This window comes from Sphingomonas sp. TREG-RG-20F-R18-01 (assembly GCF_022662475.1).
Lineage (GTDB): Bacteria > Pseudomonadota > Alphaproteobacteria > Sphingomonadales > Sphingomonadaceae > Sphingomonas.
On record NZ_JAKNQQ010000013.1, the window covers coordinates 23,652 to 46,764 of the forward strand.

The 23,113-nt window shown below is 64.3% G+C and carries 15 protein-coding genes and 1 pseudogene; 6 read left to right on the forward strand and 10 right to left on the reverse strand.

Translation table 11 applies throughout. From position 1 onward, the window contains the following. The first annotated feature begins 121 nt into the window (after positions 1–121). The 3 genes from L8K25_RS20005 to L8K25_RS20015 all read left to right on the forward strand — a co-directional run bounded on the left by L8K25_RS20005 (position 122) and on the right by L8K25_RS20015 (position 3,650). Positions 122–1,531 carry a DUF2254 domain-containing protein gene (locus L8K25_RS20005; protein ID WP_242140762.1) on the forward strand — a complete coding sequence of 470 codons (1,410 nt, stop codon included), beginning with the start codon at positions 122–124 and terminating at the stop codon, positions 1,529–1,531. Continuing rightward, positions 1,528–2,739, forward strand: coding sequence for a hypothetical protein (locus L8K25_RS20010; protein WP_242140763.1), 1,212 nt, complete (start codon positions 1,528–1,530; stop codon positions 2,737–2,739). Before L8K25_RS20005 ends, L8K25_RS20010 begins: the two co-directional genes overlap by 4 nt. 278 nt (positions 2,740–3,017) lie before the next feature. Continuing rightward, a complete protein-coding gene (locus L8K25_RS20015) occupies positions 3,018–3,650 on the forward strand; it encodes a tyrosine-type recombinase/integrase (protein ID WP_242140764.1) in 633 nt (210 codons plus the stop codon). Positions 3,651–4,213: 563 nt separating this feature from the next. On the opposite strand, the gene L8K25_RS20020 is transcribed toward L8K25_RS20015, so the two are convergent. The 4 genes from L8K25_RS20020 to L8K25_RS20035 all read right to left on the reverse strand — a co-directional run bounded on the left by L8K25_RS20020 (position 4,214) and on the right by L8K25_RS20035 (position 6,388). Then, positions 4,214–4,564 carry a hypothetical protein gene (locus L8K25_RS20020; RefSeq protein WP_242140765.1) on the reverse strand — a complete coding sequence of 117 codons (351 nt, stop codon included), beginning with the start codon at positions 4,562–4,564 and terminating at the stop codon, positions 4,214–4,216. A gap of 84 nt (positions 4,565–4,648) precedes the next feature. Next, on the reverse strand, positions 4,649–5,185 hold the full coding sequence (locus L8K25_RS20025; RefSeq protein WP_242140766.1) for a hypothetical protein: 537 nt from the start codon (positions 5,183–5,185) through the stop codon (positions 4,649–4,651). After that, positions 5,182–6,018: an SPFH domain-containing protein gene (locus L8K25_RS20030; RefSeq protein WP_242140767.1), complete on the reverse strand. Its 837-nt coding sequence runs from the start codon at positions 6,016–6,018 to the stop codon at positions 5,182–5,184. The genes L8K25_RS20025 and L8K25_RS20030 overlap by 4 nt, the downstream gene beginning before the upstream one ends. A 43-nt stretch (positions 6,019–6,061) precedes the next feature. Beyond that, entirely contained in the window at positions 6,062–6,388 is a 327-nt protein-coding gene (locus L8K25_RS20035; RefSeq protein ID WP_242140768.1) for a hypothetical protein, read from the reverse strand. 259 nt (positions 6,389–6,647) lie between these two features. Between L8K25_RS20035 and L8K25_RS20040 the strand changes: the two genes are divergently transcribed. Both L8K25_RS20040 and L8K25_RS20045 read left to right on the forward strand, forming a co-directional pair. After that, a complete protein-coding gene (locus tag L8K25_RS20040; RefSeq protein WP_242140769.1) occupies positions 6,648–9,452 on the forward strand; it encodes a DUF3857 domain-containing protein in 2,805 nt (934 codons plus the stop codon). Between the two features lie 32 nt (positions 9,453–9,484). After that, the gene (locus L8K25_RS20045) at positions 9,485–10,540 is read left to right on the forward strand and encodes a hypothetical protein (RefSeq protein ID WP_242140770.1); all 1,056 of its coding nucleotides are present in this window, start codon (positions 9,485–9,487) and stop codon (positions 10,538–10,540) included. Positions 10,541–10,797: 257 nt separating this feature from the next. Here L8K25_RS20045 and L8K25_RS20050 read toward each other — a convergent pair. The 6 genes and pseudogenes from L8K25_RS20050 to L8K25_RS20075 form a co-directional block, all read right to left on the reverse strand. Continuing rightward, positions 10,798–11,929: pseudogene (locus L8K25_RS20050) on the reverse strand (IS3 family transposase). A gap of 177 nt (positions 11,930–12,106) precedes the next feature. Further along, positions 12,107–12,787 (reverse strand): response regulator transcription factor, encoded by a 681-nt coding sequence (locus L8K25_RS20055; protein ID WP_277923744.1) that lies wholly within the window; start codon positions 12,785–12,787, stop codon positions 12,107–12,109. A gap of 94 nt (positions 12,788–12,881) precedes the next feature. Next, positions 12,882–13,781 carry an ROK family protein gene (locus tag L8K25_RS20060; protein WP_242140772.1) on the reverse strand — a complete coding sequence of 300 codons (900 nt, stop codon included), beginning with the start codon at positions 13,779–13,781 and terminating at the stop codon, positions 12,882–12,884. Positions 13,782–13,893: 112 nt separating this feature from the next. Beyond that, positions 13,894–15,156 (reverse strand): ROK family transcriptional regulator, encoded by a 1,263-nt coding sequence (locus L8K25_RS20065; RefSeq protein ID WP_242140780.1) that lies wholly within the window; start codon positions 15,154–15,156, stop codon positions 13,894–13,896. Between the two features lie 79 nt (positions 15,157–15,235). Continuing rightward, positions 15,236–16,762: a tryptophan halogenase family protein gene (locus L8K25_RS20070; RefSeq protein ID WP_242140773.1), complete on the reverse strand. Its 1,527-nt coding sequence runs from the start codon at positions 16,760–16,762 to the stop codon at positions 15,236–15,238. A 110-nt stretch (positions 16,763–16,872) separates the two neighbouring features. Then, positions 16,873–20,043 (reverse strand): TonB-dependent receptor, encoded by a 3,171-nt coding sequence (locus L8K25_RS20075; RefSeq protein WP_242140774.1) that lies wholly within the window; start codon positions 20,041–20,043, stop codon positions 16,873–16,875. A 452-nt stretch (positions 20,044–20,495) separates the two neighbouring features. On the opposite strand from L8K25_RS20075, the gene L8K25_RS20080 reads away from it, so the two are divergent. Then, positions 20,496–23,051 (forward strand): exo 1,3/1,4-beta-D-glucan glucohydrolase, encoded by a 2,556-nt coding sequence (locus L8K25_RS20080; RefSeq protein ID WP_242140775.1) that lies wholly within the window; start codon positions 20,496–20,498, stop codon positions 23,049–23,051. Positions 23,052–23,113 lie beyond the last annotated feature (62 nt).

Genomic DNA, 23,113 nt, shown 5'->3' on the forward strand with positions numbered 1-23,113 from the left:
TGCCGTCGCCGAAACATTCATTTAACGAGCGTCCACGCGGCGTGTTGCGTCGCTGCGGGAAGATTTCGATGAAAGAAAGTGGCAGCCGCCGTCCAGACCGGTTTCAAATGCGAGCCGTTCGATGAAGGCCTGGTTCGTACGCGTCGGCGACAAGTTGAGCGCGAGCTACTGGTTCGTACCGTCGATCATGGCGGTGTCGGCGATTGTTCTGGCGGCGCTGATGATCCTGCTCGACAGCGCGGTCGGGTCGGCATGGATGGACCGGGTCGGCTGGCTCTATGCGGCGCATCCCGACGGTGCGCGACAGATGCTGTCGTCGATCGGCGGATCGATGATCACGGTCGCGGGGACCGTATTTTCGGTCACGATCGCCGCGGTCGTCTATGCCTCGGGGCAATACGGGCCGCGGCTGCTGACCAACTTCATGCGGGACCGCGGCAATCAGGTTACGCTCGGTACCTTCATCGCGACCTTTCTCTATTGCCTCGTCGTGTTGCGCACGATCCGTTCGGCGGGCGAGAGCGGCGGTTACAGCTTCGTGCCCAATCTTGCCCTGCTCGTGGCCGTGCTGCTGGCGCTATGCTCGATCGCGGTGCTGATCTTCTTCATTCATCACGTACCAAGCAAGATCCACATCAACAGCGTGATCGAGGAGATCGGCGAGCGTCTCATCGCCGAGATCGACACCCGCTTTCCCCGTTTCATCGGAAACGCGCCCCGCGCGGCGGACACCAACCCCGATACGCGCGTACCGGCGACGTTCCGGCGTGATGCGAGTGCGGACGAAGCCGAGCAGCGCACCTTGGTCTGCGCCGGGCGCACTGGGTATATCGAGCTGATCGACGGCGACGCGTTGATGGAGCATGCCCGCAAGCACGATCTGATCCTGCGGCTGCAGTATCAGGCGGGCGATTTCACTCACACCGGCCGCGCGCTGATCGAAGCGTGGCCGCCTGAGCGCTGCGATCTCGAAGCGGCGGCGGCGATCGGCCGTGCCGTTTCGATCGGCTCTCGCCGAACTGCGTTGCAGGATCTGCGCTTCCTGATCGATGAACTGGTCGAAATCGCGGCGCGCGCGCTGTCGCCGGGGGTCAACGATCCTTTCACCGCAGTGACCTGCATCGATTGGCTCGGTGCCGCGCTGTCCGATCTCGCTGGCCGCGATCTGCCGTCGCCTCTGCGCGCCGACGAACACGGTGCGTTGCGCGTGATTGCACATCCGGAGACGTTCGCGACCTTCATGGACCGCGCGTTCGGCGCGCTGGCGCAATATAGCGCGGGCGACATGGTCGCCGCGCTACGGTTCCTGGGGGCGCTCGGCGAAGTCGCGCTCGACTGCGACGATCCCGACCGGCTCGTGGTGATCGCGGGCTATGGCGATCGACTGGAAGCGCTTTCAAAAAGCGCGCTGTCGGGTTTCAATCGCGAGCGCGTCGAAGAGCGTGCCGCGCAACTGCGTCGCGCGCTCGGCGAGCCCGATTACAAACGCCGCCTACGCGACAGCGCGGCCTGGCTCGGAGGAACGGCATGACTATCGCTGCAGCGCTTCTGGCGGCGGTCGCCGTCACCGCGTTCCTGACCTTCAGTCGCTTCGCCCATTCGAAGTCGTGGCGCGCGACCGTCACGCCGCTTGCGTCGATCATCGGGTCTGGATTCCTGATCTGCGGCCCGTTGCTGGCGAAGGAGTTCGGGTCGGCCGCGATCTTCGCGATGGCGGCGTTGCTGGCGATCGCCTATGCCGTCGGCGCGGTGATCCGCTTCAACATCGTCCATGTCGAGAACGCCGCCGCGACGCTTTCGCTCAACGATCCGATGGCGTGGGCGATGCGCGCGACGCAGGTGATGCTCGCGATCGCCTATGCGGTTTCGGTGGCGTATTACCTGAAGCTGCTGGCCGAATTCACGCTAAAGCCGCTTGCCATTGCAGCAGAATGGCACGGGCTGGTCGCCAACGTGCTCGTCACGGTGATCATCGCGGCGCTCGCCGCGCTGACGCTGTCGGGGGACATCCGCAAAGTCGAGCACGCCGCGCATGCGAGCGTCTCGGTCAAGCTCGGCATCATCGCCGGGTTGCTCGCCGGGCTGGCGCTGTGGTGGGCGACGCGCACCGGAGCGCCTCTCGACCTGCCGCCAACGCGGCTCTCGTGGAGCGGGCTGCCGCTGCTGCTAGGCTTGCTGATCACGGTGCAAGGTTTCGAGACGTCGCGCTATCTTGGCGACAGCTACGACCAGGCGACCCGCGTTCGGACGATGCGGCATGCGCAGTGGCTGTCCTCGGCAATCTATCTTGCATTCCTCGCGTTGCTCACCCCGTTTCTGAACCAGGCGCAGCACGCCGAAGGGGTGGCGGGCATCCTCGACATCATGAAGCTCGTCGCGCCGATTCTCGGCGTCTTCGTGCTGATCGGCGCGGTGTCGAGCCAGTTGAGCGCAGCGATCGCGGACTCGATCGGGTCCGGCGGGTTGATGGTTGAGGTGTCGCGGCGCAAACTCGGCATCCGCGGCGCGTTCATCACCGCCAGCGCGCTGTCGATCGCAGTTGTATGGCTGACCGATCCGTTCTCGGTAATCGCACTGTCGTCGCGCGCGTTCGCGCTGTTCTACGCGATGCAGGCGGTGTTGGCCCTGTGGGTGTCGTTTCGCACCGGTGCGGGTGGGACCATGGAAGGCATCGGCTTCGCTATCGTCGGGCTGATCTGCGTGGTCGCAGCGGCGGCGGGAGCGCCGGCTGAAGGGTAGCGACAGGCAGCAACATCCCGAGCGCAATGTGCTCGCGGATACGCTGGCAACCGAACCGTTATAGCCTATGGCGTTGCCTCTTGGCGCGCTCTTCATCGCCGTCGATATCGCGCAGATATCATGCCAGTGTTGACCCAATAAGCGACATTCATGCTCCCCTCATATCTTTCGGATCCCGGCCGTTCGTTCACGGGCATCGTGCCAACCATATATGTAAACGGCCAATTCACCCTCTCGATGTAGCCTGCGGCGCTGACCCGAAAACGTGGAGATAAGCGATGGGACACTCGTCGAAAGATCCAGCTTTCAACGAGCTCCGCCCTTGGAACGAAGGCCGCGTGCTGGGCCCAAAGCGCGCGCTTAAACCGCAGCAAGTCTGGGCTATTCGCTTCTGGCTTGACCAACATCGGCGGCTGCGGGATCGGGCACTTTTCGACTTCGCGATCGACAGCAAGCTGCGCGGATGCGACGTAGTGAAAGTCCGCATTGGCGACATCGTTGCTGGTGGCCGCGTTCGGGATCGCGCGATCGTAGTGCAGCAAAAAACGAAACGCCCCGTGCAGTTCGAGCTTGTCGAACCTGCCCGCAAAACTCTCCTCGCTTGGCTCGAGCGCCGTGGCGGCACATTGAACGATTTTGTCTTTCCGAGCCGTAACGACTATATGGGGCACATGAGCACGAGGCAGTATGCACGCCTCGTTCGCGAGTGGATCGTCGGCATCGGCCTCCAAGCTGAGGACTACGGTACTCACTCCCTTCGACGCACCAAGGCGTCGATAATCTACAAGGCGACGGGCAACCTTCGCGCAGTGCAAATCCTACTTGGTGATGCCAAGATCGAGAGCACCGTCCGCTATCTCGGCGTTGATGTGGAAGACGCTTTAGAGCTGTCGGAGCGGACCGAAGTCTGACCGGGTCAGTTTGACCCACATCCGGTCATTCACCGCCTCTGTTCGGCTCCCCATCTTCTGCCATTCATTCATGTTGGCAACGGAGGAGGTGCTGAGCCTCAGCCCTGCCGGCTGCCCCCGCCAGCTTTCTCAAAAACGACGGTGAAACGGGAATGTACGGCTTGCCTAGTTGACCGCGCGTGTGGTGGCGCAGCAATACACTTAGATTGCTTAGCGTGGCAGGAGGATCGATGACGACCAAATCGTTCTTGGCAATTCGATCGGGTTTCCAACCTCGGCTAAGCGCCGTTGGAAAGGCGGTTAGTTATCTGGCCCTGGCATTTATAGGTGCGCTTCTCGTCTCGGCTGTGGCGAAGGGCCTCCTCGGCGCTTCCCTCCTTCAACTCGCGCAAGGCTTCGCATTACATGCTTAAAAGCGCTTTCCACGGAACTATTCCGCGGCGGTTCCTCTGAGGTAACAAAGTTGCCCGAATTAGGCAGCAAAGTGAATGAGCAAGATTTGCCGCCCCACGGACGTGAATTGGCGGGCGGGAGGCGCACTGATAGCTTCGATACGCAGCCGCCTATATCCCCGATGCGCAGGCGAAGCTGACAAGTGAATCAAAAAGGCCCGACTCGGATATCGCCGACAGCATGTTCTGGGATGGACAAGAAACCCCGCCCCCGGTGCAGCCTTTGCCGTCCTTATTGAGGGCACGAACGCGGTACCGCTCATGCCGTCTGATCGACATCATGAAATCTTCTTCGATACCATCGAGGTCGGCAGGGTGCAGATATCTCAACCGACGCGCGGGACATATGGCATCTGCCTTATCGGCAAAGGCGACGTACGCCGGTGAGGTCATTGCTTGAAAATCAAGGCGGCTCGGTGGCGTGCCGAAAAGGACTGAAAGGATGGCGCCAAGAATCAGCATTAAGACACCGCTATCTGAAGTACGCGAAAGCCGAGTGGCGCAATGGTTCGGCCCCACGTTGGCAAAGAGTGCCGACGACAATACCTAGATAGTCAGGAGGCGCCGTGCGGCCAGACTTTCGACGATCGCCGCCACGCCTTCTTCAATGTCATCGCGCGATGCGAGAATTTCTTCTGCCGTCCTGCCCGTCGCCGCATGGCGCAATGTCTGCGCGCGGCCGACCAACAGCTTGTCCTGCTCGATCAGCGCGAGAAGTGTTGCGGCTTCCTCGCGGTAGCGTTGCGTCATGCGATCGTTCTCGGGAACGGGTGCGTGCCGGACTTGCCCTTCGACTGCACCGATCGCCTTGCCGAGCGCTTCCAAGAGCTTCGCATCTGCCACCACGTCGCTCGACGGAAACGGATTGTCCCGCGTCGGCGCGGAAAGGCGATCACGCCGAAACTCGGCTTCGGCCGTCGATACGGCTTTGCGCGCGCCGGCGAGCAGCTCGCTGACCAAAGTGCGGACCTTCTGGTCGTCGGCGCGAAGCTGATTTTCCTCCCGGTAGAAAGTATAGCCGCAGCCGTGGAAGAGGGTGATAGCGACCTCTCCCAGCGCGCCAACGTCGTAGAAGCCGGTCATTGCCCGCCGGCGCCGGTGACATCGCCGAGCGGCAGGATCCCCGTCGCCGGCGCTCCGATATTGAACGGTAATCCCGCTGCGGCGTTTGGCGCCGAGAGGAGCCCCTTCTCCGCCATCCGCAGCGCGAGGTAATAGCGAACCGACTCGATCGGCGTCAGGCCGATCGCCTGCAGCGAGATCAGCTCGCGCATCCGCTCGTCGCGCGGCATGATGAGGACCTTGAGGTCGTTGAGCATGATGCCATAGACCGAAAGGAAGTCGCCAAGATGTTGTTTCACCAACTCGCGCACGCCGTTGATGCGCTCGTTGATGTGTTCCATCTTCGTCACCTGGATGACCTGGTTGATCGCCTGCTCGATCGCGGGCCCGGCATATTCAGCGATTTCAGCGGTATCGATCTGGATGCCGGCGAACGGCATGTGCGTGATGAGATCGAGCGCCTCCTCCTTTGAATCGATATGGATGTAATAATCCACGACATAGGACATCTCGGCCATTTCCGCAGACGTCGCGATCCCTTCGTTGCGGACCAGCAGCTTTGAGCGATTGATGTATATGACTTCATATTGCCAGGGCGAATTGCCGCCGAAGAAGCCCTGCGCGATCGATCCCAAAATCGGCGCGTTGGGTGTTTCCAACGCGTATTGCCCAGTATCGTAAACGTTTAGGACAGCGCCGCGGGACTTGAGAACGCAGAAGTGATTGCTCTCGACAGTAAGCAGCGAGCCCGAGACGATGCTCGCATCGCCGACCTTCATGGCGACGGTACGTGTGCCGAGCGCATCGGTGCCGTCGTTGCGGAGTGTGCTGATGACTTGCCGGGTCAATGCCATGTCAGATCCTCATGAAAGAGCGAAGGCGAGCGGTTTTGCAGCATCAAGTCCCGCGCGGTGTGCAGATTCCCGGGCCGGACATAATGTCGAGCAGGGCTCCCACCCGATCCTCGGCGCGACCATGCTGCGGCGCCTCGAGGACATATCGGAGAGCGCCCGATTGCACGCTAGCAGGCGAGATCGGGGAAGAATGGACGGCGTTCGCCTGGTCCGGATCGGCCAAAAGATTATCGTATCCAAGAGTCAAGTTCGGCGGCGCAACCTGAAATTCCGGCTCCGCATACACCGCAATCGATGTGCGTTTGCGCATTTGTCGCAGCCCGCACAGCAACAGCACGCCGAGAACGAGGATAGCCGTCAGTGCGTGCATCACGTCCTCGCGTCGGATTGAGTTTTCAATGTTACCGCTCGACGCACCACGGTGACAAATGTCATTTTATTCATGTGCTTATAAAAAAGAAGCCAGTATTGAAGGCTATGCGACGGCTTGAGGCAGGCTCCCGGTTCCCAAATACAAGCCGACCGATCGTAGATCGAGATGCTTGAGCTTTGCGAAACGCACGACGGGCTCACATCAACCGACGTTTCGACAGGGATATAGCGCGGTAAACGCGTGTCATTGGGGGGCCATGATGAAGCGCTGGATCGTGATGGGCGTGCTGATCGGGATCGCGGGTCGGGCGGACGCGTCCGAAACGCCGGTGTACCAGGCTGCCCCAACTTGGGTGAAGCCTGCGCCGACCCCCGACGCCGCCGCCCCGGGTGATGATGCCCCCGTGCTGCTGATCGCGGACAACCAGCAGCGGTTCGCCGACGGCATGGTGTGGAACTACCGAGAAATCGCAAGCCGCGCCATGTCGGCGCAGGCGCTGGCGCAGATCGGCACGGTGAAGCTGACTTGGCTGCCCGATCACGGCGACCTCGTCGTCCACCGCGTTGACATTCTGCGCAATGGCGCGCGGATCGATGTGCTCAAGGGCGGCAGCCGTTTCACTGTGCTGCGCCGCGAGCAGCAGCTCGAGCAGATGCAATTGAACGGCCTGCTTACCGCCACGATGGCGGTCGAAGGCCTGCAGATCGGCGACGTGCTCGACGTCGCCTATTCGGTCACGACCCGCGATCCATCGCTGCGCGGCAATGTCCAAACGGTTGCGCCGGTGATCAACCAGCCAGTCAAGGTCGGCTTCGCCCGCACGCGCTTGCTCTGGCCCGCTGGGATGCCGGTGCATTGGAAGGCGTATCCGGTCGGGGGGGACCCCACCGTCAGCACTGCGGGCGGCTGGACCGAGCTGGTCTTCGCGCTGCCTTTGCCCAAGCAGCCCGAGCTGCCGCGCGATGTGCCCGTGCGCTACATCCGCCCGCCGATCGTCGAGGCCAGCAGCTTCGCCGACTGGGCCGCGGTCTCGCGGGTTATGGCACCGCTCTACGCCACCGATGGGCTGGTCCCCCCCGCCAGCCCGCTGGCCGGTGAAATCGCCGCGATCGCCGCCGCCGACGCCGATCCGATGCGCCGCGCAACGCTCGGGCTCGCCTTGGTCCAGGGCAAGGTGCGCTACCTGTTCCGCGGCATGGACAACGGTAACTATGTCCCGCAATCGCCGGCACGCACCTGGGAGCTGCGCTATGGCGACTGTAAGGCGAAGACGCTGCTGCTTCTCGCCGTGCTGCGCGGGCTCGGCATCGAAGCCGAACCGGTGCTGGCCAACCTGGGCGCGGGCGGCCTGATCGCCGAGCGGTTGCCCTCGGCGGCCGCGTTCAACCACGTGCTGGTGCGCGCGACGATCGCCAGCCACACGCTGTGGCTCGACGGCACTGGGCGTGGCACCACGCGCGAAGACATCGCCGATGTGCCTGCGCTCCATTGGGTCCTGCCGGTGCGCTCGGGCGGGGCCAACCTCCTTCCCGTACCCGCCATCGCGCACGCGCGCGCCGACGAGACCGCCACGCTCGACCTCGACGTCAGCGCCGGGATCGATCTGCCCGGCCCCTTCACGACGACCATCACGCTTCACGGCGGCCTGGCCGACGCGCTCCGCACCGCGGTCGCACAAGCGCCCAAGGAAAACCGCGACAAATTGCTCGATGGATTGGCCCAGAAAGTGCCCGGTGTCCGGATCGTCGCCACCCGCCGCTTCACCTTCGATCCGGCGACGGGATCCGCGACCGTGACGCTCGAGGGGGTGGCAGTGCCGCCATGGTGCCGCGAGGATCGTCTTTACCGCTTCAATCTCGTCGATGGCGTCGGGAACATCCAGTTCGCCCCCGATCGCTCGCGCCCCGCCTGGCGCGATCTGCCCGTCTCCACGGGCGAGCCCAACACGCAGCGCACCACCTTCCGGCTGCATTTGCCCGATGACGGCAAGACGTTCGGGCTGGAAGGCGATCAGGCGGTCGATCTCGACATTGCCGGACGCCAAGTCCACGGACAGGCAACGCTGGCGAGCGGAACGGTGCTCGTCGAGCGACAGGTCGCATCATCGGGCGCCGAGATTGCGGCCCAGGACATTCCGGCCACGCGCGCGCGGCTCGCCGCGGCGCAGAACCGCGCGCTCCGGGTCGCCACCGTGCGCGACTATCCCGCTCCGTGGGCGGCGGTCGAGGGATCCAAACGCGCGCACCGGTTCGACCGTGTCGAGGCGTTGTACGCCACCTATATCGCCGACAAACCCGACGATGCCGGCCGGTATGTCGCGCGCGCGGCGTTCTTCGCCGCGATCTTCGAGCGACCGCGAGCCCTCGCCGATCTCGATAAGGCGATCGGGATCGAGGCATCGGGCAGTTCGTATCGTGCGCGCGCCTTCGTCCGAGAACAGCTCGGGCAGGACAAGGAAGCGGTCGGCGATCTCCGGGCGGCGCTCGACCTCGACCCCGGCTCCCACGCGATCATTGCGCAACTGGCGCGAATGTTGTCGCTGCACAGTGGCAAGGATCAAGCACTTGCGCTGGTTCAGGACCATATCGACCAGGGCGGCGTGGAAAGGCCCGAGTTCCTCGAGACCAAGGCCGAGATCCTCGCGAACAGTGGCGACAAGACCGGGGCGATCGCGACCATGGACGAGGCGATCACGACCAAGCCCGCGAGCGCCCCGTTCTTCAACCAGCGGTGCTGGATCAAGGGGACGCTCAACACAGCGCTCGAAACCGCCTTGGCGGACTGCACCCGCTCGATCGAGCTTAGTGGCGCGGATACCGGGACGGCGCTCGACAGCCGCGCGATGGTCTATTTCCGCCTGGCACGCTTCGGCGATGCGCTGTCGGATCTCGATGCGGCGCTCGCGCTGCGCCCGGCGTCGGCCGAGAGCCTGTTCATGCGCGGCGTGGTCCGCGCGCGCCTGGGCGATCGCGCCGCCGCGATGCGGGATCTCGCGGCGGCACGCCTGCTGTCCCCGCGGATCGACGAAACCTACGCCAGATATGGGATCAAGCCCGCCTGATCCACTTGTTCCGATAGCCCAAGGATTGCCGGATGGCTCGACACACAACAGCACTCCTTTTGAATTGCCTTGCAGTCGGTGTGCAGTTCGCAGCAGCTCCGGCCGCCGCCCAAACCCAAACGGCGTCGGTCGAGGTTCCCATCCGCGAGGTCGACCTTTCCGACGGAACGCGGCGCTATGTGGTATCGATCGCGGTTGATGGTCACCCCATCGACGCCGGTCTGGATACCGGCTCGGTCGGGTTGCGCGTGCTTCCAAGCGGCGTCGAGTCTGCAGCGATGAAGGAAGTCGGTCCGGTACAGCGGTACGGCTACGCCGTCGGAACGACTCTTGAAGGGCCTGTGGTTCGTACGGAGGTTTCGGTAGGTGGCCTGCGCGAAGCCAGCCGCTGGCAAGCAATTCGTACGATCGGATGTAGCGTCGCCCGCCCCGATTGCCCTGCTGCCCATGTCGATCGACGCACGTTCGGTATTCAGGGCAATGGCATTGCTGGCGAGGGGTTTCGCGCGATCCTCGGAGTCGGCTTGGCGGACGCCGACTTACCCAATCCCTTTCGAGAGATTGGCGCACACCGCTGGATCATCGAACTCCCGAGACCCGGCGAAGCTTCGAGCGGGCGCTTGATCCTCAATCCGAGCGACGACCAAGTCGTCGGGTTCACGCCGCTGCCATTAGCGGACGCGAATCGATCGCGCGCGAACGACGCAGTCCGAGCCTGTTTGCAACGCGATGGCGGAAAGCCCATCTGCGCGCCGACGCTGATCGACAGCGGGGCTCCCGGGGTCGAACTCGTCAATCATGGCGCTGATCGCGACTGGGCCGAAGGCACGACCGGGCGCCTAACCTTTGGGGATGCCGCTAGCCCACAGGCGATGGGGGTCCGCTTCATCGTCGGGCGTAGGGCGCAAGCCTCTCGGTTCAGCTCTGTCACCGATCCGCGGGTCGAAGGAGTGCGGGTCCGGTCGGGCCTGCTTACCTATTTCGCCTATGACGTGCTTTACGATGCCGATCACGGCACACTCGCAATCAAGGCGCGTCCAGCATATCGAGATGGAGTTATCGCGGTCGGTGGCGGTTACCCAAATTGACCCAAACGTCGCCGTTCAAAACGGATTGAGCATTCCTCGGAAACGGACATACGTTCATCCCGGCCACGATGGGAGTCGCAATCAGTGCCTGAACCGCAACCCTTCGATTATTGCTGTGAAAGCGGCCGACGGTTGGCGCCGACTAGTATAAAAGAGGTGATAGCCGGGGTATGAAGGACACAAGTCCTCCAGAACCGAGAGGTGGCACGGTTCTTTTGAACAGCTCGGCACGATTGCTAAGTGGAGCGTCCGCCGGTTCATGCCGCTGCGAGAAGCGGCTGGTTAAAGTAGACGTGATCGGGTGTCCTGCGTCAAGCGACGCGTGCGGGCGCCTTTCATTGTAGAACGTCAGATAGCGGCCGATCTAGGCGCGGGCGTCGCTGACCGAGCCATAGGCCCACAGGTAGACCTCCTCGTATTTCACAGAGCGCCATAGCCGCTCGACGAACACGTTGTCGCGCCAGACGCCGCGGCCATCCATGCTGATCGCGATTTTCTCACGGTGCAGGACGGCGGTGAACGCCATGCTGGTGAATTGGCTGCCCTGATAGGTGTTGAAGATTTCCGGCGCCCCGAAGCGCGTTAGCGCTTCCTCCAAGGCTTCGATGCAGAAATCGGTCTTCAGCGTGATCGACAGCCGCCAGCTGAGTACCCGCCGGCTGAACCAGTCAACGATGGCGATCAGATAGACGAAGCCACGCGCCATCGGGATGTACGTGATGTCGGTCGCCCACACCTGATTGGGCCGCGTCCACCGCCAGCTTGCGCAGCAGATACGGATAGATCTTGTGCCCCGGCGCCGGCTTCGAAGTGTTTGGCCGCCGGTAGATCGCCTCAATCGCCATCTTCTTCATCAGGGTCGAGACGCACAGCCGGCCGACCTTGACGCCTTCGGCGGCAAGTAGGTTGCGCAGCATCCGGCTGCCCGCGAATGGGAAGTCCATGTGCAGCGCGTCGATCCGCCGCATGAGGGCAAGGTCGGCAGCCGAGGTTGGACGTGGCAGATAATAGGCGCTGCCATGGCTGATCCCCAACTCCCGCGCTTGCCGTGTCACCGACAGCGGGTGCGAACGCTCGATCATCGTTTTGCGCTCGGCAACAGTCCCTTGCCGAGCGACCCGGACAAAAAATCGTTCACCAGCGTCAACTCGCCGATCTTAGCGTGCAGCGTCTTCACGTCGATCGCAGGCTCGGCCGGCTCGTTATAGCTCTGCGACCCGAAAACCCCTGCCGCCCCTTCCAGCAGCTGGCCGCGCCAGATCGTGATCTGGTTCGGGTGAACGTCGAACTGCTGCGCCAACTCGGTCAACGTCTCCTAGCCCTTAACCGCTGCCAAGGCTACCTTCGCCTGAAGGCCGGGCTGTGGTTCCGGCGTGTTCGCTTCGTCATCTCATCTCCTGTTCGGCAGCCATGCTGGCCGCCTTCAGGCAGAAACTCCACTTAGCAGCCTGTCCAGATTTGCCGAGCCACCTCTGTCGTGACCTTTGCGCCGGGTGTCCGCACCGTATGGCATACAGCAGCAAGAAGATCGTCGCGAAGCGTGCGCTCGAACTTCGCCGCCAACGCTTAATCGCAGCGAAGGACATAGCCCGTTCCTCGTACCATCTCGATCAGCGCCGGGCGGTCGGGACGCTCGATCTTGCGGCGCAACCGGGTGACATGCACGTCGATGACATTGGTCCGCTGGTCGTAGCGATACCCCCAGACATCCTCGAAGATCATCGCCCGCGTGACCGAGCGCCCCTGGTGGCGCAGCAGATATTCGAGCAACAGCAATTCGCGTGGCTGCAGGTCGACCCGAACGCCGTCGATCCAGGCTTCGCGTGCGATGAGATCGATGCCAACGCGCCCGTGCTCGAGCCGGACCGCCGATGCCTCGGCCACCCGGCGCTGGATCAGAGCGTTGACCCGGGCGGCAAGCCCGAGCGGTTCGAACGGCTTGGCGAGATCATCGTCGCCGCCGGCGCGAAGGCCGCGAATGCGTTCCTCGACCGCGGAGTGCGCGCTGAGGATGAGCACCGGCGTGCTGACCAAGCTGCGGCGGATCAGGTCGAGCGCGCCGATGCCGTCGATCCCGCCGGGCAACATGCGGTCGAGCACGATCGCGTCGAACGCCCGTTCCGTGGCACGCAGCACGGCGTTGGTTCCGGTTTGGACCGCCACCATTGACAGGCCTTTGTCGGCAAGGATCGAACAGATCGCGTCGGCCGACTTGGGATCGTCCTCTACCACCAGGACAGTCGCCAAGTGTCTCACCTTAGAGCGGAAAACCACATGTTTCGGCGCGAAATGTGAAACCGTCTTGACAGGGGTACCCGGCGGTTCGGTGCGGCTCCGGCCGTTACCGCGCCCACAGGCGGGCGGCCCCGCGCACGCCGGAAGCATCCCCCCATTTGGCGGGGACGATCCGCCCCTCCCATGCGCCGCCAAAGGTGTGGCTGCGGATGATGTCGGGCAAGCCCGGATAGATTTCCGGGACGTTCGACATGCCCCCCGCGATCACGAACACGTCGGGATCGACCATGTTTACGACCATCGCCATCGCGCGCCCGAGCCGGCTGACATAGGCATCGAGTGCCGCCACCGCGACCGCATCGCTGTCCCGCGCCCGGGCGACGATGGCGGGGCCATCGAGCGTCTCGCCGCTGCGCAGCGCGTGGTCCTTGCGCAGTCCCGTTCCCGAAATCAGCATGTCGAGGCAGCCCGAATGGCCGCACCAGCACGCCGGTCCGGGGAATTCCGCCGCGGTCATCCACGGCAGCGGGACATGCCCCCATTCCCCGCCAATCCCGTGCGCACCCTCGACGATCTGGCCGTCGATCACCAGACCGCCGCCGACGCCGGTCCCGATGATGACCGCGAAGGCGACCCTTGCCCCCGCGGCCGCCCCGTCGACGGCTTCGGACAAGGCCATGCAATTGGCGTCGTTGGCGATGCGCAGCTCACGCCCGATTGCCTGCTCGAGATCGTGACGGAAATTGCGGCCGTTGAGGTAGGTCGAGTTGGCATTGCGCATCAGCCCCGAGCGCGAGCTGATCGACCCGGGCGTCCCGATCCCAATCGTCCCCGAGGCGCCGACGTCCCGCTCGACCGCCGCGATCAGGTCGCGGACATCCCGAATCGCCGCATCGTAGGTGCCGGGATTAGGAATCCGTGTCTGCGCAAGATACTGTCCGGCGGCATTCAGCGCCGCAGCCTCGATCTTGGTCCCGCCGAAATCGACGCCGATCTGTATCACCACCAAAATGCCTTCCAAGGTCGACGGAGCGCCCGCCAAGAGCGTCCGCGCTGTTCGGCACCGCTACGGCTATCCTACCCCGTCAATAATTAAAGTCAATTTCTATAATAGTCGCTTAGCTTTTGATGAGGATCGAATCCGATGGCAAGATCCGGTCGAGGAACGGAAGGATCGCCGCGCCGACGGCGGGCGCATCGCGTGAGAGCGTCGCGCGCGCCATCGGCGCGAGCGCGGGGAGATTGGGGGCCATCGCGCGCAATTTGCGGTTGCTCGTTTCGGCGAGCCGATCGAGGATCTCGTCGGGCAGCCGCCCCCCGATCAGGACGACCGCGGGGTTGATCAGGCAGTTGACCGCGGTCAGCGGGGGGACCAGCGCATCGGCCGCATCGTCGATCCAGCCATCGATGTACGGCCTTGCGGCATCCGGGAATGCGATCGTCGGATCGACCCCGTCGAGCGAGACCCCCGCGCGTTCGATCCGTGCGGACAGGGAGGAGAGCGAGACGACGTCCTGCAACACCTGCCCGCCGGGGTCATTGCGGTGCAACGGGAGGAACCCGATCTCGCCGCTGCGCGCATTCGCGCCCCGGTAATACGCGCCATCGACGACCAGCCCGCCGCCGAGGCCGGCGCTGACGAGGATGTAGAAGAAGCTCTCATGGTCGAGGCCGCCGCCGAATTGCGCTTCGCCGATGGCGGCGGCGGCGGCATCATTGTCGACGTGGATCGACAAGGGCACGATCCCGCCGAGCAGCGTCGGCAGATCGACCTCGCTCCACATTTCGTAATTGGCGGGGCGATGCGGCAGCGCGACCCGGCCGAGATCGTCGGGCACCGCGACCCCCATGCCGAGGATCCGATCCTCCCGCAGCGCGCCGCTACGCTGGATCTCGCCGAGCCCTTCGCGAACGATCGCGACGACGTCGTCGGGCATCGCGAAGGCAATCTGCCGCGTGAGCCGCGAGCGGACGGTGCCGGCAAGATCCAGCGAGACCAGCGTCACGTGGTCGCGGTCAACGTTGAGTCCGATCGCAAAACACCCGTCCGGGTTGATCCGCAGCCGCGTCGCAGGCTGGCCACGTCCGCCCATGCGGCGACCCGATTCCACCACCAGGTCGCTCTCGAACAAACGCGCGGTGATGTTGGCGATGGTCGGCGCGGTCAGCCCGGTCATCGTCGCGATTTCAGTGCGGGTGATGTCCGGGTTCTTGCGGATCACCTGAAGGACGACCCGCTGGTTGTAATCCCCCGCGCGCACGAGATTGGTCCCCGACAGGCTGGTACCAAGCCGGGCGGCACGATCGCTCGCGGTCACGCCGGCGCCAGCGGGGCCAAAGTCCGAAAGATCCAAGATACCACCCGCTCCCTGCACCATCATCTCCCCCACGCCCCGATGCCGCCCCCGGGCAGCATCGGGCACCGCATCGCCCTCGCGCCGCCGTCCGGTCCGACTACCGTCACCCTACACCATAAGTCCGCAGGAACGCATCATGCGGCTCCGCCAGCGCGACGGCCTTGCCGATCGACTCGCGCATCCGCGCCAGCGCGGATTGCAGATCCTGGACCGAGAAATAATCGGCCGCCCGGTCGTGCGACCGCGCCGCGATGTCGAAGCCCGCATACATCGATAACCAGCTCGGATCGTGAAACGATTCCCATTCGTACCGGACCAGGCTGCCGTTCGCGCGGAACAGCCGCAGCTTGTGCGCGAGCGCCTCAGGCAAGGCGGTATCGCGGCATTGATCCCACATCGGCTCGCCGCGCCGGTCGTTCGCCCAATAATGGAGCAGCAGGAAATCGCGGATCCGTTCGTATTCGAGCGTGGTCGAACGGTTGTATTCGCTTGCCAGCGCCGGATCGAAATCCCGGTCGGGAAACAGCGCGAGCAATTTTTCGATCCCGGTCTGGATCAGCGTGATGCTGGTCGACTCCAGCGGTTCCATGAACCCCGCCGCGAGCCCGAGCCCGATGCAATTGCCCCGCCAGAAATCGCGCCGGTGCCCGGTGCGGAAACGGATCAGGTTTGGCTCCGCCAGCGGCGCGCCCTCGAGCCGCGATCGGAGCGTGTCGATCGCCGCGTCGTCGGACAGATGGCGGCTCGCATAGACCAGCCCATTGCCGACGCGATGCTGGAGCGGGATCCGCCACTGCCACCCTTGCGCAAACGCGGTGCTGCGCGTGAACGGGGTGAGCGGCCCCGCCCGCTCGCACGGGATGGCCACCGCACGGTCGCACGGTAGCAGGTTGCTCCAGTCCTCATAGCCGCTCCCGAGCGCCGCACCGAGCAGCAGCGAGCGGAACCCGGTGCAATCGATGAACAGATCGCCGTCGATTGCCTTGCCGCACGCGGTATCGACCCCGTCGACCAACCCGGTCTCGCCATTGATCCGCACGTTGGTGATCGTCGCGTCGACCCGGCGAACCCCGCCCGCCACCGCACGGGCCGCGAGAAACTGGGCGAACAGCCCGGCATCGAAATGCACCGCCCAGTCGAAGAACAACAGGTCGTGGACCGGCCGGTCGGTCGGCAGCATGAATAGATTGTGCTTCGCCATGACGGTCGCGAGACAGTAATCGGCGAGTTCGACCGGATCGCCCGCACTGCGCAGTTTCTGCCAATAGTGGTGAAAGGCGACGCCGCGCGACCGCATCCCGTACAGCCCGAACGGGTGAAAGAAGCTGTGCCCCGTGCGCTTCCAGTCGACGAATTCGATCCCGAGCTTCGCCGTGCCCTTGGTCGCCGCCATCACCTCGCGTTCGGTCACGCCGAGCTCGCGGAAGAAGTCGCGGATGCCGGGAACGGTCGCCTCGCCGACGCCGACGGTGCCGATCGTGCTGGATTCGATCACCGTGATCTGCACCGGCTGCTTTTCGAGCCTGCGCGCGAGCATCGCCGCGGCCATCCAGCCGGCGGTTCCGCCGCCCGCGATGACGATCGAACGGATCGCCCGTTCGCCGTGGAGCCGCTCCGTCTGTCCGGTCATCCGTCTTCCCCAAGCGCGGTGCGCGCCACCGCGTTGCCCAAAGGTTCGGCGTCCGCCCGCCCCAAATGGAGCGGACGGACGCCGGGACGGTCAGACCGCCCCCGGGCGCATCAGAACTTGACGCGCACGCCACCGGTGAAGCGGCGCTCGTAGATGTTGTTGTAGGCCTTCTGGTCGGGGAAGGTGAGGTAGTATTTCTCATATTCGCCGCCTAGGTTCGAGCCCTGCGCGTAGAAGGTGATGTGCGAATTGACGTCGTAGCTGAGCGACGCGTCGATGTAGTTGGTCGGCGACTGATACAGCTCCAGCCCCTTGATGCCGCTGAAGTCCGACTGCACCGCGCGCTTCGAACGATAGTTCCAGGCAACGCGCGCCTGGAAATGCCCGTCCTGGTAGAAGCCCGCGAGGTTGGTCTGGATCTTCGAATTGTCCTGGAACGGGATCGACGCACCCGCCAGATCGGTCTGGCCCGAGTCCGACGGCGAATAGGTGATGTTCGCGTCGATGCCGAAGTTGGTCAGCAGCCGCGGCATGAAGCCGAGATCGCTGAACGACTGTTTCCAGCCAGCTTCGACGCCCTTGAGCGTCCCGCCTTGGCCCTGCACGGGCGTGGTGATGAACACCGTGCGCCCACGCACGATGCCGTCATTGTCGGGCAGATCGCTGCGCGTGACCGTCCCCGACTGGATGAAGCTGGCGACGTCAATGTAGAAGGCACCGAAGCTCAGCAGGCTGCTCCGCCCGATGTAATATTCGAGTGAGCCCTCGACGTTGGTGGCGCGCCACGGATCGAGTTGCGGGTTGCCGTTCGAGCTGCCGCCGGTCACACGGAAGACGGGCGACCCGGCATTGGTCGTGTCGATCGCATAGTTCGGGTTGAGCCCCCCGCCCCACTGGTTGAGATCGAGCAGCGTCATCGTCTGGCTGAACGCAACGCGCAGCTTCAGATTGCGCTGCAGGTCGAACGCGAGATTGAAGGCGGGCAGGTAATCGGTGAAGTTGCGCTTCGTCTCGACGATGCCGTTGCTGAGGTTGGCCAGACCGTAGGGCTGTGGCGAACCGGTGACGAACTGGATGATGTCGAGCTTGGTGTTGATGATCTTGACGCCGGCATTGCCCGACACGGGGATGCCGAAGACATCGCCCTTCACGTTCATCTGCACATAGCCCGAGATCTGCTTCACGCCGACGTTGAACGAGGCACCGGGGTTCTGCACCTCGACATTGCCCGGGTAGAAGCTGTTCTGGAACGCGAGTGCATTGTCCATCGCACCTGGGTTGAGCACGTAGATCCCCGGAAGGCCCGCCCCCGGAAGGTTGTACTGCTTGACCTGGTTGTTGAAGATCGCGTTGCTTGCGTTGCGGACCTGCCCCGCGGTGTAATACCCGCCGACCGGCCCAGCGGAGCAGCTCGGGTCGCTGAGCGGAACGTCGAACGCCTTCCACTTGACCAGGCAGCCGCCAGCGCGCGACGCCTGCCCCGCGTAGAGCGGCGCGGCGCGATCGAACTCGAAGTCGTTGACCGACCGCTCGCTGTACCGCCCGCCCGCGCTGAAGCTGACCGCATCATTGGCTTCATACGACACGTCGCCACGGATCAGCTTGAGGTCGCCGTTGCGGCGATAATTGCCTTCCGACGAGGTCGTCTTCATCGAGTAGTTGTTGATGTTACTGAGAAGCGTGGTCAGCTGCGACGGCAGCGTGAACACCGGCTGGCTGCCGGAGAAGTTGACCTGCGCGGGGAGCGATGCCGTCCCTGCGATGGTGTTGACGACATAGCCGCCCGGGTTGAACGCGACGTTCCCGGTCGGATAGCGCCCGATCCCGCCCGGCTGCCACTGCGCGCCGTTGCTGACGCTGAACTGCAGGTAGCTCTGATCGTAATTCGAATAGGCCTTGCCGTAGATGCCGCGCAGGCTGGCCTTGAAGCCGCTGCCATTGTCGTACTTCAGCTCGGCGTTGTAGTTCTGCGACTGCGACTTGTAGTGATCGTTCTGCGAATAGGAATCGAAGTTTCCGAGCGCATAGTCATAGACTTGCGTCGAATAGAGATCGTATGCGCGCGAGATGCCGTTGCTGGTCTGGGTGATCTGCGCACCGGTGTTGCGCGACCCCGTCGGGAGGGCTTCGCCCGCCTGCCAGTTGACGTTCTGCATCTGGATGCCGGCGGTGCGATCGTGCTCGTTCTGCTGCGTGAAGAACGCGTCCGCGACGAGCGTCAGCTGATCGCTGATTTCCCACTGCGCCGAGGCGTTGAGGCCGATGCGCTCGCGCTGGTTGATCTTGTTCCACGCGGTGAACGCCTGCGGCGTCAGGAAGATGTCGTTCGCGATGCCGTTGCCATTCACGTCGCGACCGCTGCCGACGACCGTGCCGCGCGGACGGCCGGCGGGCGAGAAGCCGTTCGACGTGTCGACGTCGCCGGTCGGATTGGCGGCGGTGTTGAACTGCTCGTTGTGCAGCCCGACGCCGTAGCCTTCCTGGATCCCGTTGTGCGAGTTCGACAGGTGCAGGTTCGAATAGGCCCCGGACACGAGCAGGCCGAACCGCTCGCCATGATAAGCGACGAGCCCGTTGAAGCTTTTGTCGAGCTCCTTCGCCTTGTCGCCATACGACCCTTCGGCCGCAGCAGCGACGGTGAAGCCGCGCTTGAGGTCCATCGGACGGCGGGTGCGGAGGTTGACCGTGCCGGTGATGCCCGCGTTGAGCAGGTCGGCGGTGCTCGACTTGATGACGTCCGCGCCTGCGAACAGCTGCGAGGGGATGTCGTTGAAGTTCGGCTGGATCGTCGTGATCGACTGCGCGCCGAGATACGCTTCGCCGTTGAGCAGCGTCGTCACCTGCGGCAGGCCGCGGATGTTGATCGCCGCGCCCTCGCCCGCGTCCCGGCGGATCTGGACGCCCGGGATGCGCTGGAGCGAATCCGAGATCGTGACGTCGGGGAGCTTGCCGATGTCCTCGGCCGAGATCGAGTCGGTGACCGACCCGGCCGAGCGCTTGAGGTTGACCGCGCGCTGCTGGGCGCCGCGAATGCCGGTGACGACGATGTCGGCCGGTGGCGTATTGTCGTCGGCGGTCGCCACGACCGCGACGGGATCGCTCGCCGTACCGGCCTGATCGGCCGCTGCGGCCGAGGGCGATGCCGCCTGCGCGGTCGGCGCGTTCGCGAGAACGCCCTGCGTGGTTCCACTCTGCTGCGCGTACGCCGCGGTGCCGGTCAGCAATGCCGACCCGGAAACGGCGATCAGCAAGGACGCCTTATGCCCAAATTTCAAAATCATTCCCAATCCTCTCCAACCCTGATTCGGCGGACCGCGGCTTGGCGGCGATCCACGGGTATGGAGAAAACTGCGGCACAGGCCGTGCCTGCTCCCCCTCCCCTGACCGCGTTCGCGACTTACCGTCGTCTCCGAGACCCGAACAATTCCACCATGTGTCGATGTGCGTCAACGATTAAATAATGCAATTTGTGGTTTTATAAAATTGCGTGGGATTTTGGTGTCACGTCCCGGATCTGCGGTCGGATCGTTCGGCACGAAGTCCGGATTGGCGGAAAGCGGTTGTGCCGCCGGGAAAATCCTAGTTTCGCGGCACGTGTCGGTGTTCGCCGATACACAAGGGTGTCGAACGGCTCTCACCACCAAATTCGTCAATTGATTTTCGTTATGTCGTGTCGCAACGGTGGACGTAACGCAGAAGAGCGGTCGTGTTCGACCAGCCTGGGGAGAGTTTGATGGCTGCCGGTTTGTCTTCGATCAAGGTCGCATTGCTGGTTCAGGCGGCAGTCGCGCCGCTTGCTGCGGTTCCCGCGACGTCGCCAGCACCCGTGGCGCTAGCGCCGCTATCCGCGGTCGCGCACCCGGAAATCTGGCCAACCGCCAATGCCCGGCCGTTGCGGGATGCCAAGGTCGAGGCGCGGATCGATGCAATCCTCCGGCGGATGACGCTTGAGGACAAGGTCGGCCAGCTTATCCAGGTCGACATCGCAAGCATAACCCCCGCGGACCTGCGTACCTACAAGCTCGGATCGATCCTCAACGGGGGGAATGCCGGGCCCAATGGCGACGATCTCGCCCCGCCGGTCGAGTGGCTCAAGCTGGCGGACGCCTTCTACGACGCCTCGGTCGCGCGCACCGATGGTCGCCCGGTCATCCCGGTGATCTGGGGCACCGACGCGGTGCATGGCAACAACAACATCCCCGGCGCGACGCTGTTTCCGCACAATATCGGGCTCGGCGCGGCGCATGATCGCGACCTGATGCGCGAGATCGGCCACGTCACCGCGATCGAGACCGCCGCCGCCGGGATCGACTGGACGTTCGCCCCCACGCTCGCGGTCGTTCGCGACGATCGCTGGGGGCGGACCTATGAAAGCTATTCCGAAGAACCGACGATCCCCGCCGATTATGCCGGTGCGGTGATCGAGGGCGTGCAGGGCAAGGTCGGCAACCGGGATTTCCTCGCGCCCGACCATGTGATCGCGACGACGAAGCACTTCCTCGGCGACGGCGGCACCGGCGGTCGCGACCAGGGCGATGCGCGCGTCCCCGAGACGGTCTTGCGCGACATCCACCTTGGTGGCTATCCCGCCGCGATCGAGGCGGGGACGCAATCGGTGATGGCGAGCTTCTCGAGCTGGAACGGCGCGAAGATGCACGGCAACAAGAGCCTGCTGACGGGGGTGCTGAAGGACCGGCTCCACTTCGACGGCTTCGTCGTCGGGGACTGGAACGGTCACGGCCAGGTAGACGGCTGTTCCAATGAGAGCTGCGCCGCCGCGATCAACGCCGGGCTCGACATGTTCATGTATTCGGGAAGCGCGTGGAAGACGCTGTACGCCAACACGCTCAAACAGGCGCAGTCGGGTGAAATCCCCGCAGCACGACTCGACGATGCCGTGCGCCGTATCCTTCGCGTCAAGATCCGCGCCGGCACGTTCGACCGTGGACGCCCCTCGTCGCGGGCGCTCGCGGGCAAGATGGCGCTGATCGGGGCGGCCGAGCATCGCGCGATCGCCCGGCGTGCGGTTCGGGAATCGCTCGTGTTGCTCAAGAATGCGGGCGGCGTGCTGCCGCTCAAGCCGTCTGCCAACATCCTCGTCGCCGGCGGCGGCGCGGACAATATCCCGCAGCAGGCCGGTGGCTGGTCGCTGACGTGGCAGGGCGGCGGGACGACCAACGCCAATTTCCCCAATGCGCAATCGATCTGGTCGGGGATCGACGCCGCGGTCAAGGCCGCTGGCGGGACCGCGACCTTGTCGGTCGACGGCAGCTTCGCGAGCAAGCCCGACGCCGCGATCGTCGTGTTCGGTGAGCAACCCTATGCCGAGTTCAAGGGGGACCGCCCGACGCTCGATTACAGCCCCGACGACAAGTCCGACCTCGCGCTGCTGCGCAAGCTGAAGGCGGCGGGCGTGCCTGTGGTCGCAGTGTTCCTGTCGGGCCGCCCGCTGTGGGTGAATGCCGAACTCAACGCTTCGGATGCGTTCGTCGCGGCATTTCTGCCGGGCAGCGAGGGCGGTGGCATTGCCGATGTGCTGTTCCGCAAGAAGGACGGCAGCATCGGCAGCGATTTTCGCGGCAAGCTCAGCTTTTCCTGGCCCAAGCGCCCCGATCAATATGTCCTCAATCGCTCGGACCCCGGCTACGATCCGCTGTTCGCGCTCGGCTACGGCCTGAGCTACGCACGCCCTGGCATCGTCGCGACCCTCGACGAGGCGCGCCCGGCGGGCCTTGCCTCGGCCTTCAACGGCACGGTGTTCGGTAAGGGGCGCGTTCCCGAGGGCTGGTCGCTAGCGCTGGTCGAGCCCGGCCAGTCGAAGGTCCGGCTGCTCGGCGTGACCGCGACGACCGCCACCAGGCGGCTGACCGCCTCCGCGGTCGACCGGCGGCGGCAGGAGGATGCGCGCGCCTTCGTGTGGACGGGCGGCCCGGCCGAGGCGCGGGTCGAGACCGACCGTCCGATCGACCTGACGCGCGAGAGCAATGGCGAACTGAGCCTAGTCGTCGACGTCCGCGTCGACCGCGCCTCCAGCGCCACCGTCCGGCTCGGGATGATCAGCAACGACGGCAAGGCCGTCACCGTCCCGATCGGCGCGATACTTGCGCCGGCGAAGCCGGGGGTGTGGCAGCAGGTGATTGTCCCGCTGCAATGTTTCGCGACACGCGGGGTCGACATGGCGCACGTCAGCGCGCCCTTCGTGCTCGCCACCGACGGTGCTCTGGCCCTGTCGCTCTCGGACGTGAAGATCGATTCCGCCCCGGTGCCGATGACGCAATGTGGTGGCTGAGGTCACGCTTACCTGTCGCAATTAAACAAAATTGATTTGGCATTCCGCCGCCTCTGTGCTTT

Coding starts and splice junctions, on each gene's coding strand:
- L8K25_RS20070 (WP_242140773.1), bottom strand. CDS start 16,762: ATGACCGGACAGACGGAGCGGCTCCACGGCGAACGGGCGATCCGTTCG.
- L8K25_RS20040 (WP_242140769.1), top strand. CDS start 6,648: ATGATGAAGCGCTGGATCGTGATGGGCGTGCTGATCGGGATCGCGGGT.
- L8K25_RS20020 (WP_242140765.1), bottom strand. CDS start 4,564: ATGCTGATTCTTGGCGCCATCCTTTCAGTCCTTTTCGGCACGCCACCG.
- L8K25_RS20080 (WP_242140775.1), top strand. CDS start 20,496: ATGGCTGCCGGTTTGTCTTCGATCAAGGTCGCATTGCTGGTTCAGGCG.
- L8K25_RS20045 (WP_242140770.1), top strand. CDS start 9,485: ATGGCTCGACACACAACAGCACTCCTTTTGAATTGCCTTGCAGTCGGT.
- L8K25_RS20065 (WP_242140780.1), bottom strand. CDS start 15,156: ATGATGGTGCAGGGAGCGGGTGGTATCTTGGATCTTTCGGACTTTGGC.
- L8K25_RS20030 (WP_242140767.1), bottom strand. CDS start 6,018: ATGGCATTGACCCGGCAAGTCATCAGCACACTCCGCAACGACGGCACC.
- L8K25_RS20025 (WP_242140766.1), bottom strand. CDS start 5,185: ATGACCGGCTTCTACGACGTTGGCGCGCTGGGAGAGGTCGCTATCACC.
- L8K25_RS20035 (WP_242140768.1), bottom strand. CDS start 6,388: ATGCACGCACTGACGGCTATCCTCGTTCTCGGCGTGCTGTTGCTGTGC.
- L8K25_RS20015 (WP_242140764.1), top strand. CDS start 3,018: ATGGGACACTCGTCGAAAGATCCAGCTTTCAACGAGCTCCGCCCTTGG.
- L8K25_RS20075 (WP_242140774.1), bottom strand. CDS start 20,043: ATGATTTTGAAATTTGGGCATAAGGCGTCCTTGCTGATCGCCGTTTCC.
- L8K25_RS20005 (WP_242140762.1), top strand. CDS start 122: ATGAAGGCCTGGTTCGTACGCGTCGGCGACAAGTTGAGCGCGAGCTAC.
- L8K25_RS20010 (WP_242140763.1), top strand. CDS start 1,528: ATGACTATCGCTGCAGCGCTTCTGGCGGCGGTCGCCGTCACCGCGTTC.